This is a genomic window from Peptoniphilus grossensis ph5, from assembly GCF_000311825.1.
GTDB lineage: Bacteria > Bacillota > Clostridia > Tissierellales > Peptoniphilaceae > Peptoniphilus_A > Peptoniphilus_A hominis.
The window spans coordinates 858,600-876,168 of the sequence record NZ_HE978566.1; the positions used below are offsets into that span (position 1 = coordinate 858,600).

Consider the following 17,569-nt stretch of genomic DNA (forward strand, 5'->3'; position numbering starts at 1 on the left):
GCCAAAATAAACTCTTCTTACTTTCACAGTAAAAAGAGTTTTTTTCTTGTGCAAATTTATTTATATTTCAAAAACTTTTTGAATAACTTCTAAAATATTTGACATCTTAAGGACCTTTAGGTCCTTATAATTTTCTTCTTTTACGCTGGCATATTTAGAGATGTATGCCTTTTTAAAGCCCATTCTCTCAGCTTCTTTTAGTCTAACATCGAGGCTTGGCACATTTTTAAGTTCGCCAGTTAGTCCCACATCGGCAATGAAAACTGAATTTGCTTCTACGGGCTTATTGAGTGTAGATGAAACAATGGAAATCATTACAGAAAGGTTTGAGGCTTGCTCCTTAACCTTAATGCCACCAGTGGACTTGACAACAATATTTTTGTCCAAAAATTTTATGCCTGCTCGCTCTTCCAAGATGGAGACAAGGGTGTTTAAATGTTCTCTTCTTATAGATTCAGAAATCCTTGAAGGATAAGGGAGAAAGGTCTTTGATGCCAATGCCTCTGTCTCTAAAATGATTGGCCTCGTGCCCTCTCTTATGACAGATAGGGATGAACCTGCCACAACATCATTTGCTGACCTCTTTGTCATAAAATATTCTGAAGGATTGTCAATGGATATCATGCCCTTTTCAGTCATGGAGAAAAATCCAATCTCGCCAGTAGAGCCGTACCTATTTTTTGTCGCCATTAGTGACCTTAAATCTTCTGATGAATCGCCTTCAATGAGTAATACTGTGTCCACTAAGTGCTCAAGACTTCTCACTCCAGCCAGTTCGTCTTGCTTAGTCATTTGTCCCACAAGAAAAACCATGCGAGGCTTTTCTATGTCCTTGGCAATTTCAGTCATTTTGTAGGCACATTCCATAGTCTGGGTTGGCGTGCCAGGCCTTTGTGGAAATTCGTCTAGGGCAAAAGTTTGAATTGAATCAATTATAATCATCTGTGGGTCAATTTTTTCAACTTGATCCAAAACAGAGTTAAGGGAAGTCACTGAATAAACCCAAATGTTGTCAGAGAGCTTGTCTAAAATTCTCTCTGCCCTCATTTTTATTTGCGTCTCAGATTCTTCTCCAGATGCGTATAAAACTCTCATGCCCTTATTTGCCAGGTCATTTGCCACTTGCATTAGTAGGGTTGACTTGCCAGAGCCAGGCTTTGCAGTTAAAATGCTGACAGAATCCCTCACGATTCCGCCGCCCATGACCCTATTAAATTCCTCAATGCCAGTCATAACTATCTCGTCAGAAGAAATTTCAACTGCCTGAAGTTTTTGTGCATCTTTTTTTATTTTTTTACTATTTGAAGGAGACTTTCCTCCAGACTCCTCCTCTTTTTCTTCTAGGGTGTTCCAAGAGCCACAATTGGGGCATTTGCCAAAGAAGCCCTGGGAAATATATCCGCACTTACTGCACTGATACACTATTTTCTTTTTCATTTTTCGCCTTTTTAGTCCTCTTAACTTTTTCTATTTGAATTTTTTTGTACTTCACATCGAGATTGATTTCGTCGCCCTCTTTAATCTTTCCCTCTAAAAATTCATCGGCAATTCTATCTTCAATTAATTTTGTAATAGTCCTTTGAAGGGGTCTTGCACCAAATACCTTATCATAACCTTCTTCAACTAAGAAGTTAATGAGTTTATTTGAATAATTTGCCTTTATTCCCATTTCAGAAAGTCTATCACTTAATTTATCAAGCATATTCTTGACAATTTCTTTAATTTCAGTCTTTTCAAGAGTTTTGAAGATTACTACATCGTCAACTCTATTTAAAAATTCAGGTCTAAACTTTTCCTTTAAGGATTCATTTATAATTTTTTTCATATTTTCATATTCGCTCTTCTGAACAGAACTTTCTGAAGTTGAAAAACCTAAAACTGAATTTTTGGCAAGAAGATTTGCCCCAGCATTGGAAGTCATAATTATAACTGTGTCCTTGAAGTTTACAGTCCTACCCTTGGAGTCCGTTACCCTTCCTTCGTCTAAAATTTGTAGCAAAATGTTAAAGATGTCTGGGTGAGCCTTTTCAATTTCATCTAAAAGAATTACTGAATAAGGGTGAGTCCTTACAGCTTCTGTTAGCTCGCCACCTTCTTCGTAGCCAACATATCCTGGAGGTGAACCCACAAGTCTTGACACAGTGAATTTTTCCATGTATTCAGACATGTCAAACCTAATCATATTTTCTTCCTTGCCAAATAAATTTTTCGCAAGGCTCTTGGCTAGGTAAGTCTTACCTACTCCAGTTGGTCCCACGAATATGAAAGACCCAATTGGCTTGTTAGGGTCCTTAAGCCCAATCCTTGACCTTTTTATTGCCTTGGCAAGAGTTTTAACAGCCTCATCTTGACCCTTCACATCTTCCTTTAATTTTTCATCTAAGTCTCTTAACTTTTCAGTTTCTTCTGCCGTCATTTCAGTCACAGGAACCTTTGACCAATCAGATACAATCTTGGCAATGAGTTCTGGCGTAACTTCTTTCTTTGCTTCCTCTTTTTGGAATTTTTCTATTTCTTCCTTATATTTTTCTTCAACTTGCTTTTGTTCATCGCGAAGATTTGCTGCAAGCTCATAATCTTGACTTTTTACTGCTTCAGATTTTTTATTTTCAATATCTTCAAGTTCCTTTTTGTACTTTTCTTCAAATTCAGGAACCTTGTAGGATTCAATCTTTAACTTTGAACTAGCCTCGTCAATTAAATCAATTGCCTTGTCTGGCAAAAATCTGTCATTTAAATACCTGTCAGAATATTTTACTGCAGCCTCAATAGTTTCATCGGGGATTGTAACATTGTGGTGGTCTTCATAAATATTTTTAAGTCCCTTTAAGATCTTTATTGAATCCTCAACACTTGGCTCTTCAACCATTATTGGCATAAGCCTTCTCTCAAAGGCTGTATCCTTTTCGATTTTCTTTCTGTATTCAGAAATTGTCGTTGCCCCCATAACTTGAAGAATGGACTTAGTTAAAAGTGGCTTTAAAATATTTGAAGCGTCAAGAGAACCTTCAGCTGAACCTGCTCCAATTATGACATGCATTTCGTCAATAAATAAAATAATATTTTTATTTTTTGCAGCTTCATTAGTTACATTTTTTAGTCTCTCTTCAAAGTCCCCTCTGTACTTTGAGCCAGCTATAAGTTGAGAAATATCAAGAGTTAAAATTACCTTGTCCTTCATTAATTCTGGCACATTTCCTGCAACAATTTCTGCAGCAAGTCCTTCAGCTATGGCAGTTTTACCAACACCAGGCTCTCCTATTAGGACAGGATTATTTTTTGTCCTACGAGATAGAACTTGAATTACTCTTTTTATTTCCTTTTCTCTGCCAATTACTGGGTCGATTTTTCCCTCTTCAGCCTTTTTATTTAAGTTTGTAGTGTATTTTTCTAAGGCCTCTGAAGAAATTTCTCTGTCTTCATCATCATAATCTTCATAGTCTTCCATGTTGTTTAAAATGTCATTTTCAAGACTCATAATGTCTATGCCCAGTCTTTTTAATACTAAAATGGCAACACCTTGACCTTCACGCAAAATTCCAAGAAGAAGATGTTCCGTTGACACAGCAACCTCTCCCATTTCCCTTGAAACTTCAAAGGCAAGCTCAAAAATTCTCTTAGTCCTTGGTGTGTAGGCTATGCTTGAGACAAGAGGGCCTTGACCGCTACTTACAATGTCAAGTGTTGCTTCCTTTGCCTTCTTATAATCTATGCCAAGCCTTGATAAGATGTGAGCACCTGAGTCAGTTCCTTCCCTGATTATTCCCAGTAAAATGTGCTCTGAGCCTATATATGAATGTCTTTGCTCTCTGGCTTCTTGCTGAGCAAAGAGAATTGCCTTTTGCGATTTCTCGCTAAATTTTCCAAACATACTCATCTGAAAACCTCCTTCATGAGAGCTCTTGCCTTATTAGCCCTTAAAATATCTCGTGACTTAAGGTCTAATATTGCTCCTCTCTCAATTTGCAAATGTCCATTTCTAAGTTTTTTAATCTCTTCATAAAAATCAAAATCTCGATTTGCTCTTAAAATTGAAAGTTCAATTCCAAGATTAATTGTAGACATGGAATGCATCATCTCTTCTTCCGACAACAACCTTGCATTGGCAAGAACTCCAAAGGCTCTGTTTACCATATCCTCAAGAGTTATGATGTTGTCTAAATATAATTTTTTTCTATTTTCCCTTTCAACATCGGCGATTTCTCGCGCAATGATTTTTAATTTTTCTATATAAGACTTTTCCTCTTCGCCAAAGGTTGACTCAAAGGAAAGAGTGAAAATACTTCCCAGCGCCTTGTTAGAGCTGTCCCTATAAGAAGCAAGGGTGTAACCAAGTCTTGATAAACCTCTTGCAATTTCCTCGATGCCAAAATAATTTAGGGCAGGTAGATATAAAAGTACAATGGGCTTTAAGCCTGTGCCAGAATTTAAAACTCTAGAACTTAAATAGCCAAAGCTTGGATCAAAGGAAAAATTAATTTTTTCTTCTAACTTTTCTTCTAAAGAATAAATTTCTTCATACAAGTCCTCAAGAGATTTTGTCCTTGAAAAAGCTTGTAGCTCAAGGTGTTCTCCTGAGTTGATTAAAATGTCTGGACTATCTTTTTTTTCGTAAAAGCCAATATTTTCTCTTTCAATAGATTTTTTGCCAAGTCTTCCATTTTCCACATATTCAAGTTTTTTTAGAGAAGAAATATTATAAAGGTCTACTTTAGTGTAGCCCAAGTCACTTAAAATTGGGTCTAAGAAGTCTAAATTTTCCCTTAATTCTTCCTCTGTCATTGTATTTACAAACTTTTTGCCGTCAATATTTCTATATAATTTTAATTTATATCCTAAAATAATTTTAGACACTGACATCTTCCTTTAACTTCTTTATTTCGTCCCTTATTTCTGCTGCCTTTTCATATTCTTCCAAATTTATGGCAAGGTCAAGCTTCTCCTTTAAATCCTCAAGTTTTCTGTTATAAACTAGATAACTTTCTGCATTTTTTGGAATTTTTCCCCTGTACTTTAAATTTATATTTAGGGCGTTTAAATACTTTTTAATTTCGTCTCCAAAGGAATCATAACACTTAGGGCAGCCTAAAGATCCTGTGGTCTTAAGTTCACGAAAAGATCTACCGCAGTATTCACAGCTTATGTCATCTTCTTCATTATATGAATTTGCTGTAAACTGAAAAATATTCTTTAGGGCATTTTCAAGTTGAGGAATAATATTTTGATACCCCTTAAAGTCTCTTTTAAATTTTTCTTCAGCACAAACTTCGCAGAGATGCACTTCTTCTATTCCATCGTCTTTTATTCTTGTGTAAGAAATAACTGATTCTCTTTCCTTGCAAACATCACATAGCATAATCTTCCCTCCTAACTAAAAATAACTAGGAGCATATTTTTTAATAAATCTGCCCTAAGTTCATTTTTATTTTCACACTCATTAAGAGCCCTGTCTGAGAGAGCAACTTTCATAAGTTCCATCTCCCTTTCAGTCACTTTGTTAAGTCTCAAAAGTTCCTTCAAAAGTTCATCAGAATTGTTTTTTGTAATAGAATCTCCTATAAAACTTAAAAAAGTATCAATTGTATCTTCATCATCTTCAAATTTTACCTTTACTATTCTAATGTAGCCTCCGCCGCCACGCCTTGACTCAACATAGTAGCCCTTAAAGGGTGTAAATCTAGTTGTCAAGACATAATTAATTTGCGAAGGCGCACAGTTGAAGTGGTCTGAAATTTTTGATCTTTGTATCTCAAGAGCTCCACCAGATTCATAAATAAGTTCATTAATAAAATCTTCAATGGAGTTAGAAAGCTTTGCCATAATACACTTCCTTTGACTATCTTTGTCTTTTAAACTATAAAAATCTGACTATCTTTTACTATTTCTAGTATAAAATAAAATATGATTTTTGTAAAGTATTTAGTTTCGTATCCTTTTAACTTTATATACTTTTTGTTGTCTTTAAAGAATTATTACTTTAATTATTTTATTAAAGAGTTAAGAAATTGATTCATATAAAAAATAAATTTTTTTCAAATGAAAATATCTGTTGGGATTTAACTCACCAACAGATATTATAGAGCCATTTAATTTCTTTTTTTATTTATTTACTACTTTTTCTCGTTCTAGTTCTAAAATAGTAAATGTTCCTTTTGGAATACCACTTTTAGAAGAGAAATCTAAATCTTTTTTTGAATTTTTTGCATCAGTAATAAGTACATAACTACTATGTTTTTTAGAATTATAAATTCTCAAACTCACATCAGAAACTCTTACTGCTATACGCGCATTCTCATTATCCTCATTAGAAAATATTAATAAATAATCCGCATCTTTATTTGTTGTAAATTTAAAACCCTGTCCTTCCATAATCTTGTTGCTTACTATAACATCTTTTAACTTATATTTGTACAAACTATCATAACTTAAATTATTAATAATTTTTTCATAGTCTGGTTTTTCATCACAAACATCTATGTTAAAATCATAATTTTCTTTATTAGAATTTAAAAAAGAAAAACCACACATAATTGACACAAGAGCCAAAGATATTAAAATTAATACAATTTTTTTAGTTCTCATTTTTATCCCCTTTCTATAAGATATAATGTTACCTAACTAAATTATAAAACTACTCATATTGCTTTTCAATATCTTTAATTGTTTTATAATAAAAAAGGTTGAGCACTTAAGCCCAACCCTTAAAAGTTTATTTTATTTTTCTGCATTTCTTTCTTCAATAATTTTTTCTGCAATATTTTGTGGAACTTCTTCGTATCTCACAAATTCCATGCTGAAAGTTCCTCTACCTTGAGTTAGAGACCTTAAGTCAATTAGATAAGAGAAGAGTTCAGCTTGTGGAGCTTCTGCAATTAAAACTTGTGTGCCGTCATTTTGTTGGTCCATACCAAGAATTCTGCCACGTCTCTTGTTCATGTCGCCCATTACATCTCCAAGATAGTCATCTGGAATTGTAACTTCAACCTTCATTATAGGTTCAAGAAGAACTGGACTTGCTTCTTGCATTCCCTTCTTGAAAGCAAGGTTAGCTGCAAGTTTGAAACTCATTTCATTGGAGTCAACATCGTGGTAAGATCCATCGTATAGGACAGCCTTGAAGTTAGTTACAGGATAGCCTGCAAGAACTCCCTTTTCCTTGGACTCAATAATTCCCTTTTCAACTGCTGGGAAATAATTCTTAGGAACTGCGCCACCAAATACTTCTTCATCAAATTCAAATTCTTTATCAGATGGTTCAAACCTAATCCAAACATCACCGTATTGTCCTGCTCCACCAGATTGTTTCTTGTGCTTACCTTGAACGCTGGCAGTCTTTCTAATTGTTTCTCTATAAGGAACTATAAATGGAACAATATTTACTTCAACGCCATAAGTGTTCTTTAATTTGTCTAGGATTACATCAAGTTGAACCTTGCCTTGACCACCAATAGTCATTTGTTTAGTTTCAGGATTTCTTTCGATTACAAATGTTGGGTCTTCGTCCTTGATTTTCTTTAGAGATAGTGAAAGTTTTTCTTCGTCGCCCTTAGTCTTAGGTTCAATTGCGTAATATAGAACTGGAGAAGAATACTTTAATTTTTTGTATTCAACCTTGTGGTCCTTGTCGCAAAGAGTGTCGCCTGTAACAGTGTTGGCAAGTTTTGTCGTTGCTCCAATATCTCCTGCGTAAATTTCATCTATTTCGATTTGTTCCTTACCTCTCATAATGTAAAGTCCGCCAAGTTTTTCATTTTCATCAGCATTTACATTGTAAAGAGCTGTATTTTTATTGACAACGCCAGAGATTACCTTGAAGATAGAAATTTTGCCAAGGAAAGGGTCAGAAATTGTCTTAAATACAACTGCAGCAAAAGGATCCTTTGCAGAAACTTTTCTTTCTTCTCCATCCTTATATCTAAAGCCTTGATTTGCACGCTCATCATCTGGTGCTGGCATATAATTTACAATTGTGTTTAATAAAATGTCAATTCCAATTCCCTTTTCGCCACTTCCTACAAGTAGTGGAACAGCGTCACCTTCAAGAAGGGCTGTTGTAACTCCCCTTAAAAGATCTTCCCTAGTGAATTTTTCTCCAGAGAAATATTTTTCCATTAAAACTTCATCAGAACCAGCAACAACTTCAGCAATTTCTTCATACATTCTTTCAGTTGCCTTAACTTGGTCGTGGTTAAGTTCAGTTTCTTGTGGCGCAGAGTTTACATATTTGTATCCCTTTTGGAAGATAACATCAGTAACACCTACAAAGTGTTCACCTTCGCCAATTGGCACAGAGAAAGGAATAACTTTTTTACCAAAGGAAGCTTCAAGCTCGTCCATTAGTTTTCTAAAGTTTACATTTTCACCGTCAATTTTATTTATAAAAATAATTCTTGGAAGACCAATTTTTTCTGTGTATTTCCAAGTTCTTTCAGTACCTACTTCAATGCCCTTAGTTGCATCAATTACCATGATTGCAGCTTCACTTGCTCTTAGGGCACCATGTGCTTCTCCCACAAAGTCAAGATAGCCTGGAGTATCTATAACATTTACTTTATAATTTCTCCATTCAATAGGAATAATTGATGTTCCAATGGATGTTCCCCTATCCTTTTCTTCTTTAGAGAAGTCGGAAACTGTATTCTTGCTAGAAACATTACCTAGTTTTTGTGTTGCTCCACTTTGGAATAACATAGCCTCTGTTAGGTTTGTCTTTCCGGAGCCAGAATGTCCTACGAGAGCAAGATTTCTTACCTTATCTGTTGTATAAACTTTCATATTTTCCTCCTGTTATGTAAATTTTTTGAAATCGTTTCGATGAATAAATTATAACATAGATTTTGCCATTTGAAAACTGTGTAAAATTATCTATTTAGGGTAATAAAATTCTGAAAAATATATTTTTATAAATGAATGAGTGATATAATGGATTTTAAATTTTTTAAAAAAGATAATCTTCCCTACATAGTTATTATTTGCCTTTCTTTAATCATTGGCTACCAGTATTACGACTCCCACAAAGTTCCAGACGAGGCAAATGCCCTCCTTAACATAAAAACTTCAAACCTTGATTCTAAAGAAGTGGACAAAAAAGAATTAGAGGGTCCTGAAATAGAATCAGAGGAAGAAAATAAAGAAGTAATGGTTCACATTTCTGGCGCAGTAAAAAATCCTGGCATAATAAAGTTAGATTCATCTAAAAGAGTAGTAGACGCTCTTGAAAGGGCTGGCGGTCCAACAGATGAAGCTGACCTTGATAGGATTAACCTCGCTGCAAAGCTCCACGACGAAGAAAAAATTTACATTCCAAAAATTGGCGAAGCCCCAAAAAATGAAATTGCTCCTCTTATGTCAAGTGGCACAAGTGGGAAGGCTTCTGATAAAATAAATATTAACACTGCCGACGGCTCTGAGCTGCAAAAAATTCCTGGCGTTGGAGCAAAAACTGCCGAGAAAATTATAAATTATCGGTCACAAAATCCCTTCTCATCAATTGATGATATAAAAAATGTAGATGGCATTGGCGACAAAAAATTTGAATCAATGAAGGACTACATATCAACTTATTGATGAAAGAAAATTTTTAAAGGCTCAAAATAAAAAATATAACACTAATAAAGCACAAAAAAGCTCAAGATAAAAGGTATATCCTCTTAATCTTGAGCTTTTTATTTTATAAAATTTTATCTTTTTCTTGGATTTCTCTTGTAGCGATTCTTCCCTGAACTTGCAATGCCAATTATCAGTGCAAAAATAAGTGAAACCAAACCAGAGGATAAACCAATTACAAAAATAATTAAATTGTCCAGACTGTCTGGGTCGAAAAGTTTATTTATCACCATAAAAAGTGAAATAATCCCAACGAATACCAAGGCGAGTCCCGGCAAATATTTTATAAATTTTAAATCCCTAGCTGCAAAGTTAACTATAAAAGTTAGGACCACTCCAATTAAAATTGCGCCCAAAGTTAGGAGCAAATAAGTTGAGTTTTCTGTAACCAATTCCATTATTTTATTCATTTTACACCTCATTTATTAGATGACAGCTCTTGTTGCCAAATATTTGAATAACGACCTGTTGCCCACTCCGTCATAATTGTGGAGGCTTCGTTACCTATTTCCCTTTCGAAAATTGCATCAGGAAGAATATTGCCATCCTCTATATTATATATTCTTAGAAAATTATTTTCCAATGTTATTAAAAAATTATTGTCAGGAGATACAAAGCCGTCCTTGATGCCCGGCTTAAAGTTTTTTATTCGAGACATTGGAATATTTATTTCGTTGTATTTATTTACATCGTAGGGCAAAACTAAGTTCAAGTCAAAGTCAGAAAACTTATCTTCTTCTGTCTCCATCCTTCCCTTTAACTTCCAAAAACCATTGTCCCTATAAATTCCAATGTTGTAAGGATCATTTTTCAAGGCTTCAAGGTTTTTCCCCTCAGCCTTTAAATCTTCGTCAGACAAAAATTCTTTGTAACTAATTGGTTTTTTTTCATCTAACTTGTCTAATTGGTAAATCCTTAAGTATCTTTCATTTGTGTCTCCATCTAAACTTTCCACATTGACATAATTATTCGTGATGAAGTTTACTGTCTTTAAAGTATTTTCTTCTTTAAGCTCCTCTAAGTCATTCTTAATTACTTCTTCGTCATCTTTTCTAAGTTTAGAATTTTTAAAGTCCTTAACAATTAACTTATCTGTAGTCTGCTTGTCCTTGGATTCCCTTTGGACGCTAATTTCAGAAAAGCTGTCATTTCTTGGGAGAATAATATTGTTCATCTCGTAGACATTCTCTAGCTTGGAGTCAGAAAATTTAATATAGAGAGTCTTGTAGTTCCAAGTTGGAATATTGGAGTCGCTTTTACTTTTAAAGCCAATTAAAAATCCCTTGTCACCGTTGTAGTCAAATAAGCTCCCCCTTGCCAATACTTCGTCCTTTTTAGCGAGTATTAAGTTATTTAAGTCATCATTATTTATCTTGTCGTCAACAAGTTTTATCTCAAGTATAACTCCATTGTCAAAGAGAAGAGCTGTGTTCTCACTAGTCTTAATAACTTCATAATAAATGCTCCTGCTTGACTTTGAATCATAGATATAAGTTGTGTAGACATCAGAATCTTCAATGCCCAGGCTCTTATAATCTAAATTAAATTTTTTGTAGAGGTATTGAGATAATTTAACATACTTAGTCTTATACTCAACGCCCTTTATATAATCATTAGCAAGGACAACTTGGTCATTGGAAAAGTAAAGGTCCTCGCCAATAATGTCCTTAAATAAAAAGTTGTCCTGATTAATTTTTTTATTGTAAATAAATTTTGTAATAGTCCACTTGCCATAAATTGGCGATTGTCCCATGCTTGGAGTTTCAATATTAGTGCCCGAGGATGTTAAAAAGGAGCAGCCAGTCAAGAAAATCAATGAAAATATGAGAAATATTTTTTTAATCAATTTTATCACCTGCTTCTTTTGGTATCTCAAGAGGTAGACTTACCTTTACTGTAGTGCCAATATTTTCTTCAGAGAAAATTTCCAAGTTGCCCTTGTGAAGTTTTGTGATTTCATCACTTATAGATAAACCAATGCCGCTGTGGCTCTTTGAGTGCTTGCCCTTATAAAATTTTTCCTTTACATGGGCAATTTCTTCCTTAGTCATTCCCATGCCATTGTCAGAAATCATCATGTGGACAAAATTATCTTCCTTTGCCATTTGAAATTTAACCCAGCCCTTATCTGATGTAAATTTAATTGCATTGTCCAATAAATTTATTAGGAGCTGCTTAATTCTATTTTCATCGGCATAAATAAGGACAGCTTCCTCTGGGAATTCTGTTATAAATTCAATATTATTGGACTTTGCACGAGGTCGCATTTGTTTTGAAACATCGAGACAAGTTTGTGAAATGTCAAATACTTCCTTGTCAAGAGTAATTCTTCCAGAAATATATCTTGAGAAGTCCAAAAGCTCTTCAACCATTTTTGCCAGTCTATCAGCTTCATTTTCTATGATGTTTAAACCATCTTCGATTAAGTCCTTCTCACCTTCCTTGGCATCCTTTAGGACAACTGCCCAACCCTTAATAGATGTCAGTGGCGTCCTTAGTTCGTGAGAAATAGAAGAGATAAAGTCGTTTTTAATCCTATCTTTATTTATAATTTCATCGCTCATGGCATTTAAAGTTTTTGCCAGCTCGCCTATTTCGTCGTCCTCATAGACTTTTGCCTTCTCCTCATAGTTTCCCTTTAACATGGTCTTGGCAACTTCTGTAAGCTCCAGTATGGGCTTTACAATTGATTTTGATATAAGTAGTGACACCATAGTTGTAACTAGAGCAACAAAAAGTGTAAAGATTAGTAGAGTTATTCCAGCCTTTAAGATTGCCTTATTTGCCTCTTCCATAGAGGAGATAAATCTCAAATAGCCAATATTTTCCCCATCAATATTTTTTATGGCGCCAGTGACAGACATAATTGCCTCGCCAGTTTGTGCATCTTCGCCTCGCCAGGTTTTTATCTCACCATTTTCTGCCGCCAAGACATCTGCCGTCTCTATGGGGTTTGATGAGAGCTTGCCAATAGAATCTAGGAGGAGCTCTCCCTCATTATCTAAGATCTGCACCTCTGCATTTGTATTGGAGAGGAAGATATCGCTGTCTTCGTAGATTAAATCTTCAATGGACTTGTCAGAATAATCTCTCCTATAAATTTCAAGAGAAAGTTCCATTCTTGAAATTAATTCCTTGGAAATATTGTCGTAGTAGTAAAAGCTAAAGGCAAAGAGCAAAAATATATCTATAATTGAAATTGTAATTAAAATAACTATTAGAAAACTTCTGACTAATCTTTTTCCAATTTTATTTTTCAATTACAGACACCTCTTATTTCCATCTGTATCCTGTTCCCCAAACTGTTTCAATATAATTTGGCTTGGCAGGGTTAGTCTCAATTTTTGACCTAAGTCTTCTTATGTTTACATCAACAATTTTTGAGTCGCCCAAAAAGTCGTCGCCCCATACAAGTCTTAGGATTTCATCCCTAGTCATGGCCTTGCCTGGATTTGTCATAAATATTTTTATAATTTGATATTCAGTAGGAGTTAGTTCAAGTTCTTCGTCATCCTTATAAAATTTTCTTGAATAAGAATCTATTTTAAAAGGTGGGTCAACAATTAAATTGCTTTCCTTAACTTCCTCTGGTTCAAGTCTTCTCTCAATAGATTTAATCCTTAGAGTGAGTTCTGTAGGATTAAAGGGCTTTGTGAGATAGTCATCTGTCCCATATTGGAGTCCCATAATCTTGTCATAGTCCTCTGCCTTAGCAGTTAGCATAATAATTCCAAGACTTGGAAATTCTCCTCTTAAAGTCTTACAAACTTCAAAGCCGTCAATGCCTGGTAGCATAATATCTAAGACAACGATGTCAGGTCTTTCACGCCTTGCCACTTCAATTCCCTCTTCACCGCTTCCAGCTTCAAAAATTATGTAGCCTTCTCTTTCTAAATTTATTTTTACAAATTTTCTTATTGATTCTTCATCTTCAACAAGCAATACCTTAGTTTTCAAAATATCACCTCTTACTGCTAATTATAAATAAAATCCACTCCAAATTCAATTGAAGTGGATTTATTAATAAATTTTTAATAATTAATAATAGTTAGGAGCTTCTCTAGTTATAGTAATATTGTGTGGATGAGATTCTGCAAGGGAAGCTTGAGTGATTTTAACATACTTAGCTGTAGCTCTTAAAGTTTCTAAGTCCTTTGCACCCATATAACCCATGGCAGACTTAACACCACCAACAAGTTGGAAGACAATGTCGCCAACAAGTCCCTTGTAAGGAACTCTACCTTCAACTCCTTCAGGAACATACTTAGTAGTTCCGCTTTGGAAATATCTATCAGATGATCCTGCACTCATGGCTCCAAGAGAACCCATGCCTCTGTAGGCTTTAAATCTTCTACCTTCAACGAAGATTTCTTCTCCTGGTGACTCGTCAGTACCAGCGAAAAGTGAACCCATCATAACAACATTGCCGCCAGCTGCAAGAGCCTTGGCAACATCACCTGAGAATTTAATACCACCATCGGCAATAATTGGCACGCCATATTTTTGTGCAGCCCTGTAAGCTTCCATAATGGCAGTAATTTGTGGAACGCCAATACCAGTTACAACTCTAGTAGTACAAATTGAACCAGGTCCAATACCTATCTTAACACAGTCAGCACCAGCCTTGATTAAATCTTCTGTACCTTCATAAGTTGCAACATTACCAGCTATAAGTTGAATGTCTGGGAAGGCATCCTTAATATTTCTTATAGTATTTAAAACATTTTTAGATTGACCATGAGCTGTGTCAATTACAAAAACATCAGCCTTTGCCTTGACAAGGGCTTCGATTCTGTCGAGAACATCCTTTGTTGCTCCAACAGCAGCTCCAGTTAAGAGTCTTCCAGATGCATCTCTAGCAGAATTTGGATATTGTTCGTGCTTTTCAATGTCCTTAATAGTTATAAGTCCCTTTAAGACATTGTCCTTGTCAACAAGGGGAAGTTTTTCAATTTTATATTTTTTCAAAACTTTTAAAGCTTCATCAAGGGAAATATCTGGAGCACCAGTAATAAGTTTTTCAGAAGTCATGACTTCGCTAATTCTCTTAGATAAGTCAGTTTCAAACCTAATATCTCTATTAGTTATAATTCCTTCTAAAACTCCCTTTTCAGATACAACTGGAACGCCGCTAATTCTGTATCTTTCCATAAGTTCAGATGCATCCTTAATTGCGTGGTCCTTAGTAAGTGAAAATGGATCAGTAATAACTCCATGTTCAGATCTCTTAACTCTGTCAACTTCAAGAGCTTGGTCTTCTATAGACATATTCTTGTGAATAATGCCAATTCCACCTTCTCTAGCCATGGCAATAGACATTCTGTGTTCAGTAACAGTGTCCATGCCTGCAGACATAAGTGGTATGTTTAACTTGATCTTTTCTGTCAAGTTAGTAGACAAATCAACTTCGTTGGGCAAAATTTCTGATTTTGCTGGCACAAGTAAAATATCGTCAAATGTTAATCCTTCTCCAAAAAATTCCATATTCCCTCCTGATTATTAAAAATTACTCTACTTCCTTAGCTTTTTCCTTCAATTTATAATTAATATTTTCGTCAACTAGTGTAACCTTATCTGGCAAATTCAATCTAACTTGGTTGTCACCCTTTTTAATATTGTTAAAATTAATAGGACGAGTTTCGATAGAATCAATAGAATCAATTACATCAGAATTTCCTCTAATTGTAACAGAAGCTGGCTCAATTGAAAAGTCATTTATTGCAACATTTTCTGTAGTATTTTCATTGTAAACTAATTTAATAGGAACAGTCTTGCTCTTTAAAATAGGAACATCAACTTTTACAGTGGCAGGTGTCACTGTAACTTCCTTTATAACCTTTCCTGTATCGTCATAGGCAAAAATTTCTGCATCTACACTTGTAGTTTCAGTTATTTCTGTAACATCAATGCGGGCTTCCACCTTATTTATTTTATTTATATAGGTGCTTGGGCCCTTTACTGCAACATCGACAGTCTTGTTGATTTCTCCCACAGACAAACCCTTTTGAGGCTTGTTTTTTATAACTATGTCAACCTTGTGATTCTCTTCCAAAAGCTTGTCGATTTTAAAGGGGATCCTTCTAGGCGAAGTATTCACAACAGAAATACCAAGGTCAATATAAGAAACATTTACGGGAACAGAATGCTCTCCTTCACTTAACTTGCTTAAATCCACCTTAGCCACAATACCATCTCTTGTCACATTTCTCATATAAGAATTATAACCTTGTAGCTTGACATCAACAGTGGATTCCTTTGGCGAAATAATCGTCAGATTATTATCCTTTAAGTGAGACAAGCCGTCATAAGTGACTTCGATGTTTTTATAATTAGCAGAAGTTATAAAATTTGCCTCGCCCTTGACATAGGACCACAAGATAATGGCAAAGACAAGAGACATAACTTTTATCATTAAACTTTTGTCATCTTTAAAACTTATCTTTTTCATTATTATCACCACGCTTTGCGAAAATAGTTCTCGCCCTGTATTCTGGACTGTAAATCTCAAGAAGTTTAGCTTCAAGAGTTTCAATGTCCAAATATCTTGAGATAACTCCATTTTCTGCAGTAGAAATAGTTCCATTTTCTTCAGAAACCATAATACTTAGGCAGTCAGACTTTTCGGAAATACCAATTCCTGCCCTGTGCCTTGTGCCCAGTTCCTTAGAAATTTTTTGATTGTCAGATAGGGGCAAGAAGCAAGCTGCTGCCTTTACCTTAGACCCCTTAATAATAACAGCACCATCGTGAAGAGGCGTGTTAGGAATAAAAATATTTATAAGTAGACCACTGCTGACAAGGCCGTTGATCTCTGTACCAGTCTCTATAACTTCAGTAAGACCTACTTCCTTTTCAATAATAATAAGGGCGCCAATCTTTTGTCTGGCAAGAGAAGCCACAGCAGAAATAATTTCCTCAACAGTTTCTGGAACAACTTCCTTATTTTGACTAAAATTATTTTTAATACTAGAAGTAAGACCTAAGTATTGTAGACCCCTTCTGATTTCCGGTTGAAATAAAACAATTATGGCGACAATACCATCATTTATAAATCTCGTGAAAATCCAGTTTACAGTATAAAGTTGGAAAAACTGTGAAATTTTAATAAACAATAAAATTAAAAGAATTCCCTTAAAAACTTGCTCTGCTCTAGTATTTCTAATTAATTTTAAAATATAATAAATTAAAATTGTGACAATTAAAATGTCCACTACATCTCTCAAATTTATCACATTTAAAAAATTATTAAAATTATCCATTAGGCACCTTCTTCCTAGTAATTAAAATAATTGCAAAAAATAAGCCAAGAGAGATGAAAATATCTCCCACGCTAATTACCTTTGAATTTCCAATAAACCTATGTAGTGGAATAATATCTGACAAAAAATAAAACTTTGGACTTTCAAAAACTCCGTGACTTAAACTTCCACCCATGTATATTAATTTAATTATCCTCTCATTATTTGTCTTCATTAGTGCTGAGGCACTGACGGGCATCTTACCATTAAAAATCACTGGAATGACATTTAAAAAAGTTCCAAGACCACCTAAAAGCAGTCCATAATTTTTATAATTTGAAGTAAGAGAAATCCCTATAGCTAAAATTGAAATAATGTGAAAAATTGTAAAATACTTTACAAAAAAATCTGTAAGCCCTCCAAAATAATGGGCAGTTACAAAATTTATAAAAATCATCAAAAATATGCCAAAAAAGGCAAGAGAAATCATTTTAAATTTAAAATTTATTAAATTATTTAAGTCCTTGTCCTTCACGAAAAATAAAACGAGAAAGGCTAAAATAATTGCCTCTAAAATCATTTCATCACCTTAATTTATAATAACACAAATAAGATAGCTTGGCATAAATTCCAAAAATTTTTCTTTTTAAATATTATAACACAAATATTATTTCCAATATTAATTTTAAACTGTCTATAATCATATTAGTTTATAAAAAAAAGGC

16 protein-coding genes are annotated in these 17,569 nt (G+C 34.4%); 1 reads left to right on the plus strand and 15 read right to left on the minus strand.

From position 1 onward, the window contains the following. Positions 1-60: 60 nt before the first annotated feature. From radA to fusA, 7 genes are all read right to left on the minus strand, one after another. Positions 61-1,437, minus strand: coding sequence for a DNA repair protein RadA (gene radA, locus HGPG_RS04070; protein WP_019124788.1), 1,377 nt, complete (start codon positions 1,435-1,437; stop codon positions 61-63). After that, positions 1,406-3,877, minus strand: coding sequence for an ATP-dependent Clp protease ATP-binding subunit (locus HGPG_RS04075; protein WP_019124789.1), 2,472 nt, complete (start codon positions 3,875-3,877; stop codon positions 1,406-1,408). Before HGPG_RS04075 ends, radA begins: the two co-directional genes overlap by 32 nt. Continuing rightward, positions 3,874-4,854 (minus strand): ATP--guanido phosphotransferase, encoded by a 981-nt coding sequence (locus tag HGPG_RS04080; RefSeq protein WP_019124790.1) that lies wholly within the window; start codon positions 4,852-4,854, stop codon positions 3,874-3,876. Before HGPG_RS04080 ends, HGPG_RS04075 begins: the two co-directional genes overlap by 4 nt. Then, on the minus strand, positions 4,847-5,356 hold the full coding sequence (locus HGPG_RS04085; protein WP_019124791.1) for a UvrB/UvrC motif-containing protein: 510 nt from the start codon (positions 5,354-5,356) through the stop codon (positions 4,847-4,849). The genes HGPG_RS04080 and HGPG_RS04085 overlap by 8 nt, the downstream gene beginning before the upstream one ends. 11 nt (positions 5,357-5,367) lie before the next feature. Further along, the gene (locus HGPG_RS04090) at positions 5,368-5,820 is read right to left on the minus strand and encodes a CtsR family transcriptional regulator (RefSeq protein WP_019124792.1); all 453 of its coding nucleotides are present in this window, start codon (positions 5,818-5,820) and stop codon (positions 5,368-5,370) included. Positions 5,821-6,099: 279 nt separating this feature from the next. Continuing rightward, positions 6,100-6,582: a hypothetical protein gene (locus HGPG_RS04095; protein ID WP_019124793.1), complete on the minus strand. Its 483-nt coding sequence runs from the start codon at positions 6,580-6,582 to the stop codon at positions 6,100-6,102. Positions 6,583-6,714: 132 nt separating this feature from the next. Beyond that, the gene (gene fusA / locus HGPG_RS04100) at positions 6,715-8,775 is read right to left on the minus strand and encodes an elongation factor G (RefSeq protein WP_019124794.1); all 2,061 of its coding nucleotides are present in this window, start codon (positions 8,773-8,775) and stop codon (positions 6,715-6,717) included. 135 nt (positions 8,776-8,910) lie between these two features. On the opposite strand from fusA, the gene HGPG_RS04105 reads away from it, so the two are divergent. After that, on the plus strand, positions 8,911-9,567 hold the full coding sequence (locus tag HGPG_RS04105) for a ComEA family DNA-binding protein (protein ID WP_245543881.1): 657 nt from the start codon (positions 8,911-8,913) through the stop codon (positions 9,565-9,567). Between the two features lie 113 nt (positions 9,568-9,680). Here HGPG_RS04105 and HGPG_RS04110 read toward each other — a convergent pair whose 3' ends face one another. From HGPG_RS04110 to HGPG_RS04145, 8 genes are all read right to left on the minus strand, one after another. Further along, the gene (locus HGPG_RS04110; RefSeq protein ID WP_019124796.1) at positions 9,681-10,016 is read right to left on the minus strand and encodes a hypothetical protein; all 336 of its coding nucleotides are present in this window, start codon (positions 10,014-10,016) and stop codon (positions 9,681-9,683) included. A gap of 8 nt (positions 10,017-10,024) precedes the next feature. Continuing rightward, on the minus strand, positions 10,025-11,452 hold the full coding sequence (locus HGPG_RS04115; RefSeq protein WP_019124797.1) for a hypothetical protein: 1,428 nt from the start codon (positions 11,450-11,452) through the stop codon (positions 10,025-10,027). Beyond that, complete coding sequence (locus tag HGPG_RS04120) at positions 11,445-12,866, minus strand: sensor histidine kinase (protein WP_019124798.1); 1,422 nt, start codon at positions 12,864-12,866, stop codon at positions 11,445-11,447. Before HGPG_RS04120 ends, HGPG_RS04115 begins: the two co-directional genes overlap by 8 nt. Before the next feature lie 13 nt (positions 12,867-12,879). Further along, positions 12,880-13,563, minus strand: coding sequence for a response regulator transcription factor (locus HGPG_RS04125; RefSeq protein ID WP_019124799.1), 684 nt, complete (start codon positions 13,561-13,563; stop codon positions 12,880-12,882). A gap of 81 nt (positions 13,564-13,644) precedes the next feature. After that, positions 13,645-15,090 (minus strand): IMP dehydrogenase, encoded by a 1,446-nt coding sequence (guaB, locus tag HGPG_RS04130; RefSeq protein ID WP_019124800.1) that lies wholly within the window; start codon positions 15,088-15,090, stop codon positions 13,645-13,647. A 22-nt stretch (positions 15,091-15,112) separates the two neighbouring features. Next, a complete protein-coding gene (locus HGPG_RS04135; protein WP_019124801.1) occupies positions 15,113-16,054 on the minus strand; it encodes a CdaR family protein in 942 nt (313 codons plus the stop codon). Continuing rightward, the gene (gene cdaA, locus HGPG_RS04140) at positions 16,035-16,865 is read right to left on the minus strand and encodes a diadenylate cyclase CdaA (RefSeq protein WP_019124802.1); all 831 of its coding nucleotides are present in this window, start codon (positions 16,863-16,865) and stop codon (positions 16,035-16,037) included. Before cdaA ends, HGPG_RS04135 begins: the two co-directional genes overlap by 20 nt. Beyond that, positions 16,858-17,424 (minus strand): DUF5317 domain-containing protein, encoded by a 567-nt coding sequence (locus HGPG_RS04145; RefSeq protein WP_019124803.1) that lies wholly within the window; start codon positions 17,422-17,424, stop codon positions 16,858-16,860. The genes cdaA and HGPG_RS04145 overlap by 8 nt, the downstream gene beginning before the upstream one ends. Positions 17,425-17,569 lie beyond the last annotated feature (145 nt).

Coding starts and splice junctions, on each gene's coding strand:
- radA (WP_019124788.1), bottom strand. CDS start 1,437: ATGAAAAAGAAAATAGTGTATCAGTGCAGTAAGTGCGGATATATTTCC.
- HGPG_RS04105 (WP_245543881.1), top strand. CDS start 8,911: ATGAGTGATATAATGGATTTTAAATTTTTTAAAAAAGATAATCTTCCC.
- HGPG_RS04145 (WP_019124803.1), bottom strand. CDS start 17,424: ATGATTTTAGAGGCAATTATTTTAGCCTTTCTCGTTTTATTTTTCGTG.
- fusA (WP_019124794.1), bottom strand. CDS start 8,775: ATGAAAGTTTATACAACAGATAAGGTAAGAAATCTTGCTCTCGTAGGA.
- HGPG_RS04110 (WP_019124796.1), bottom strand. CDS start 10,016: ATGAATAAAATAATGGAATTGGTTACAGAAAACTCAACTTATTTGCTC.
- HGPG_RS04135 (WP_019124801.1), bottom strand. CDS start 16,054: ATGAAAAAGATAAGTTTTAAAGATGACAAAAGTTTAATGATAAAAGTT.
- HGPG_RS04090 (WP_019124792.1), bottom strand. CDS start 5,820: ATGGCAAAGCTTTCTAACTCCATTGAAGATTTTATTAATGAACTTATT.
- HGPG_RS04085 (WP_019124791.1), bottom strand. CDS start 5,356: ATGCTATGTGATGTTTGCAAGGAAAGAGAATCAGTTATTTCTTACACA.
- HGPG_RS04095 (WP_019124793.1), bottom strand. CDS start 6,582: ATGAGAACTAAAAAAATTGTATTAATTTTAATATCTTTGGCTCTTGTG.
- guaB (WP_019124800.1), bottom strand. CDS start 15,090: ATGGAATTTTTTGGAGAAGGATTAACATTTGACGATATTTTACTTGTG.
- cdaA (WP_019124802.1), bottom strand. CDS start 16,865: ATGGATAATTTTAATAATTTTTTAAATGTGATAAATTTGAGAGATGTA.
- HGPG_RS04075 (WP_019124789.1), bottom strand. CDS start 3,877: ATGAGTATGTTTGGAAAATTTAGCGAGAAATCGCAAAAGGCAATTCTC.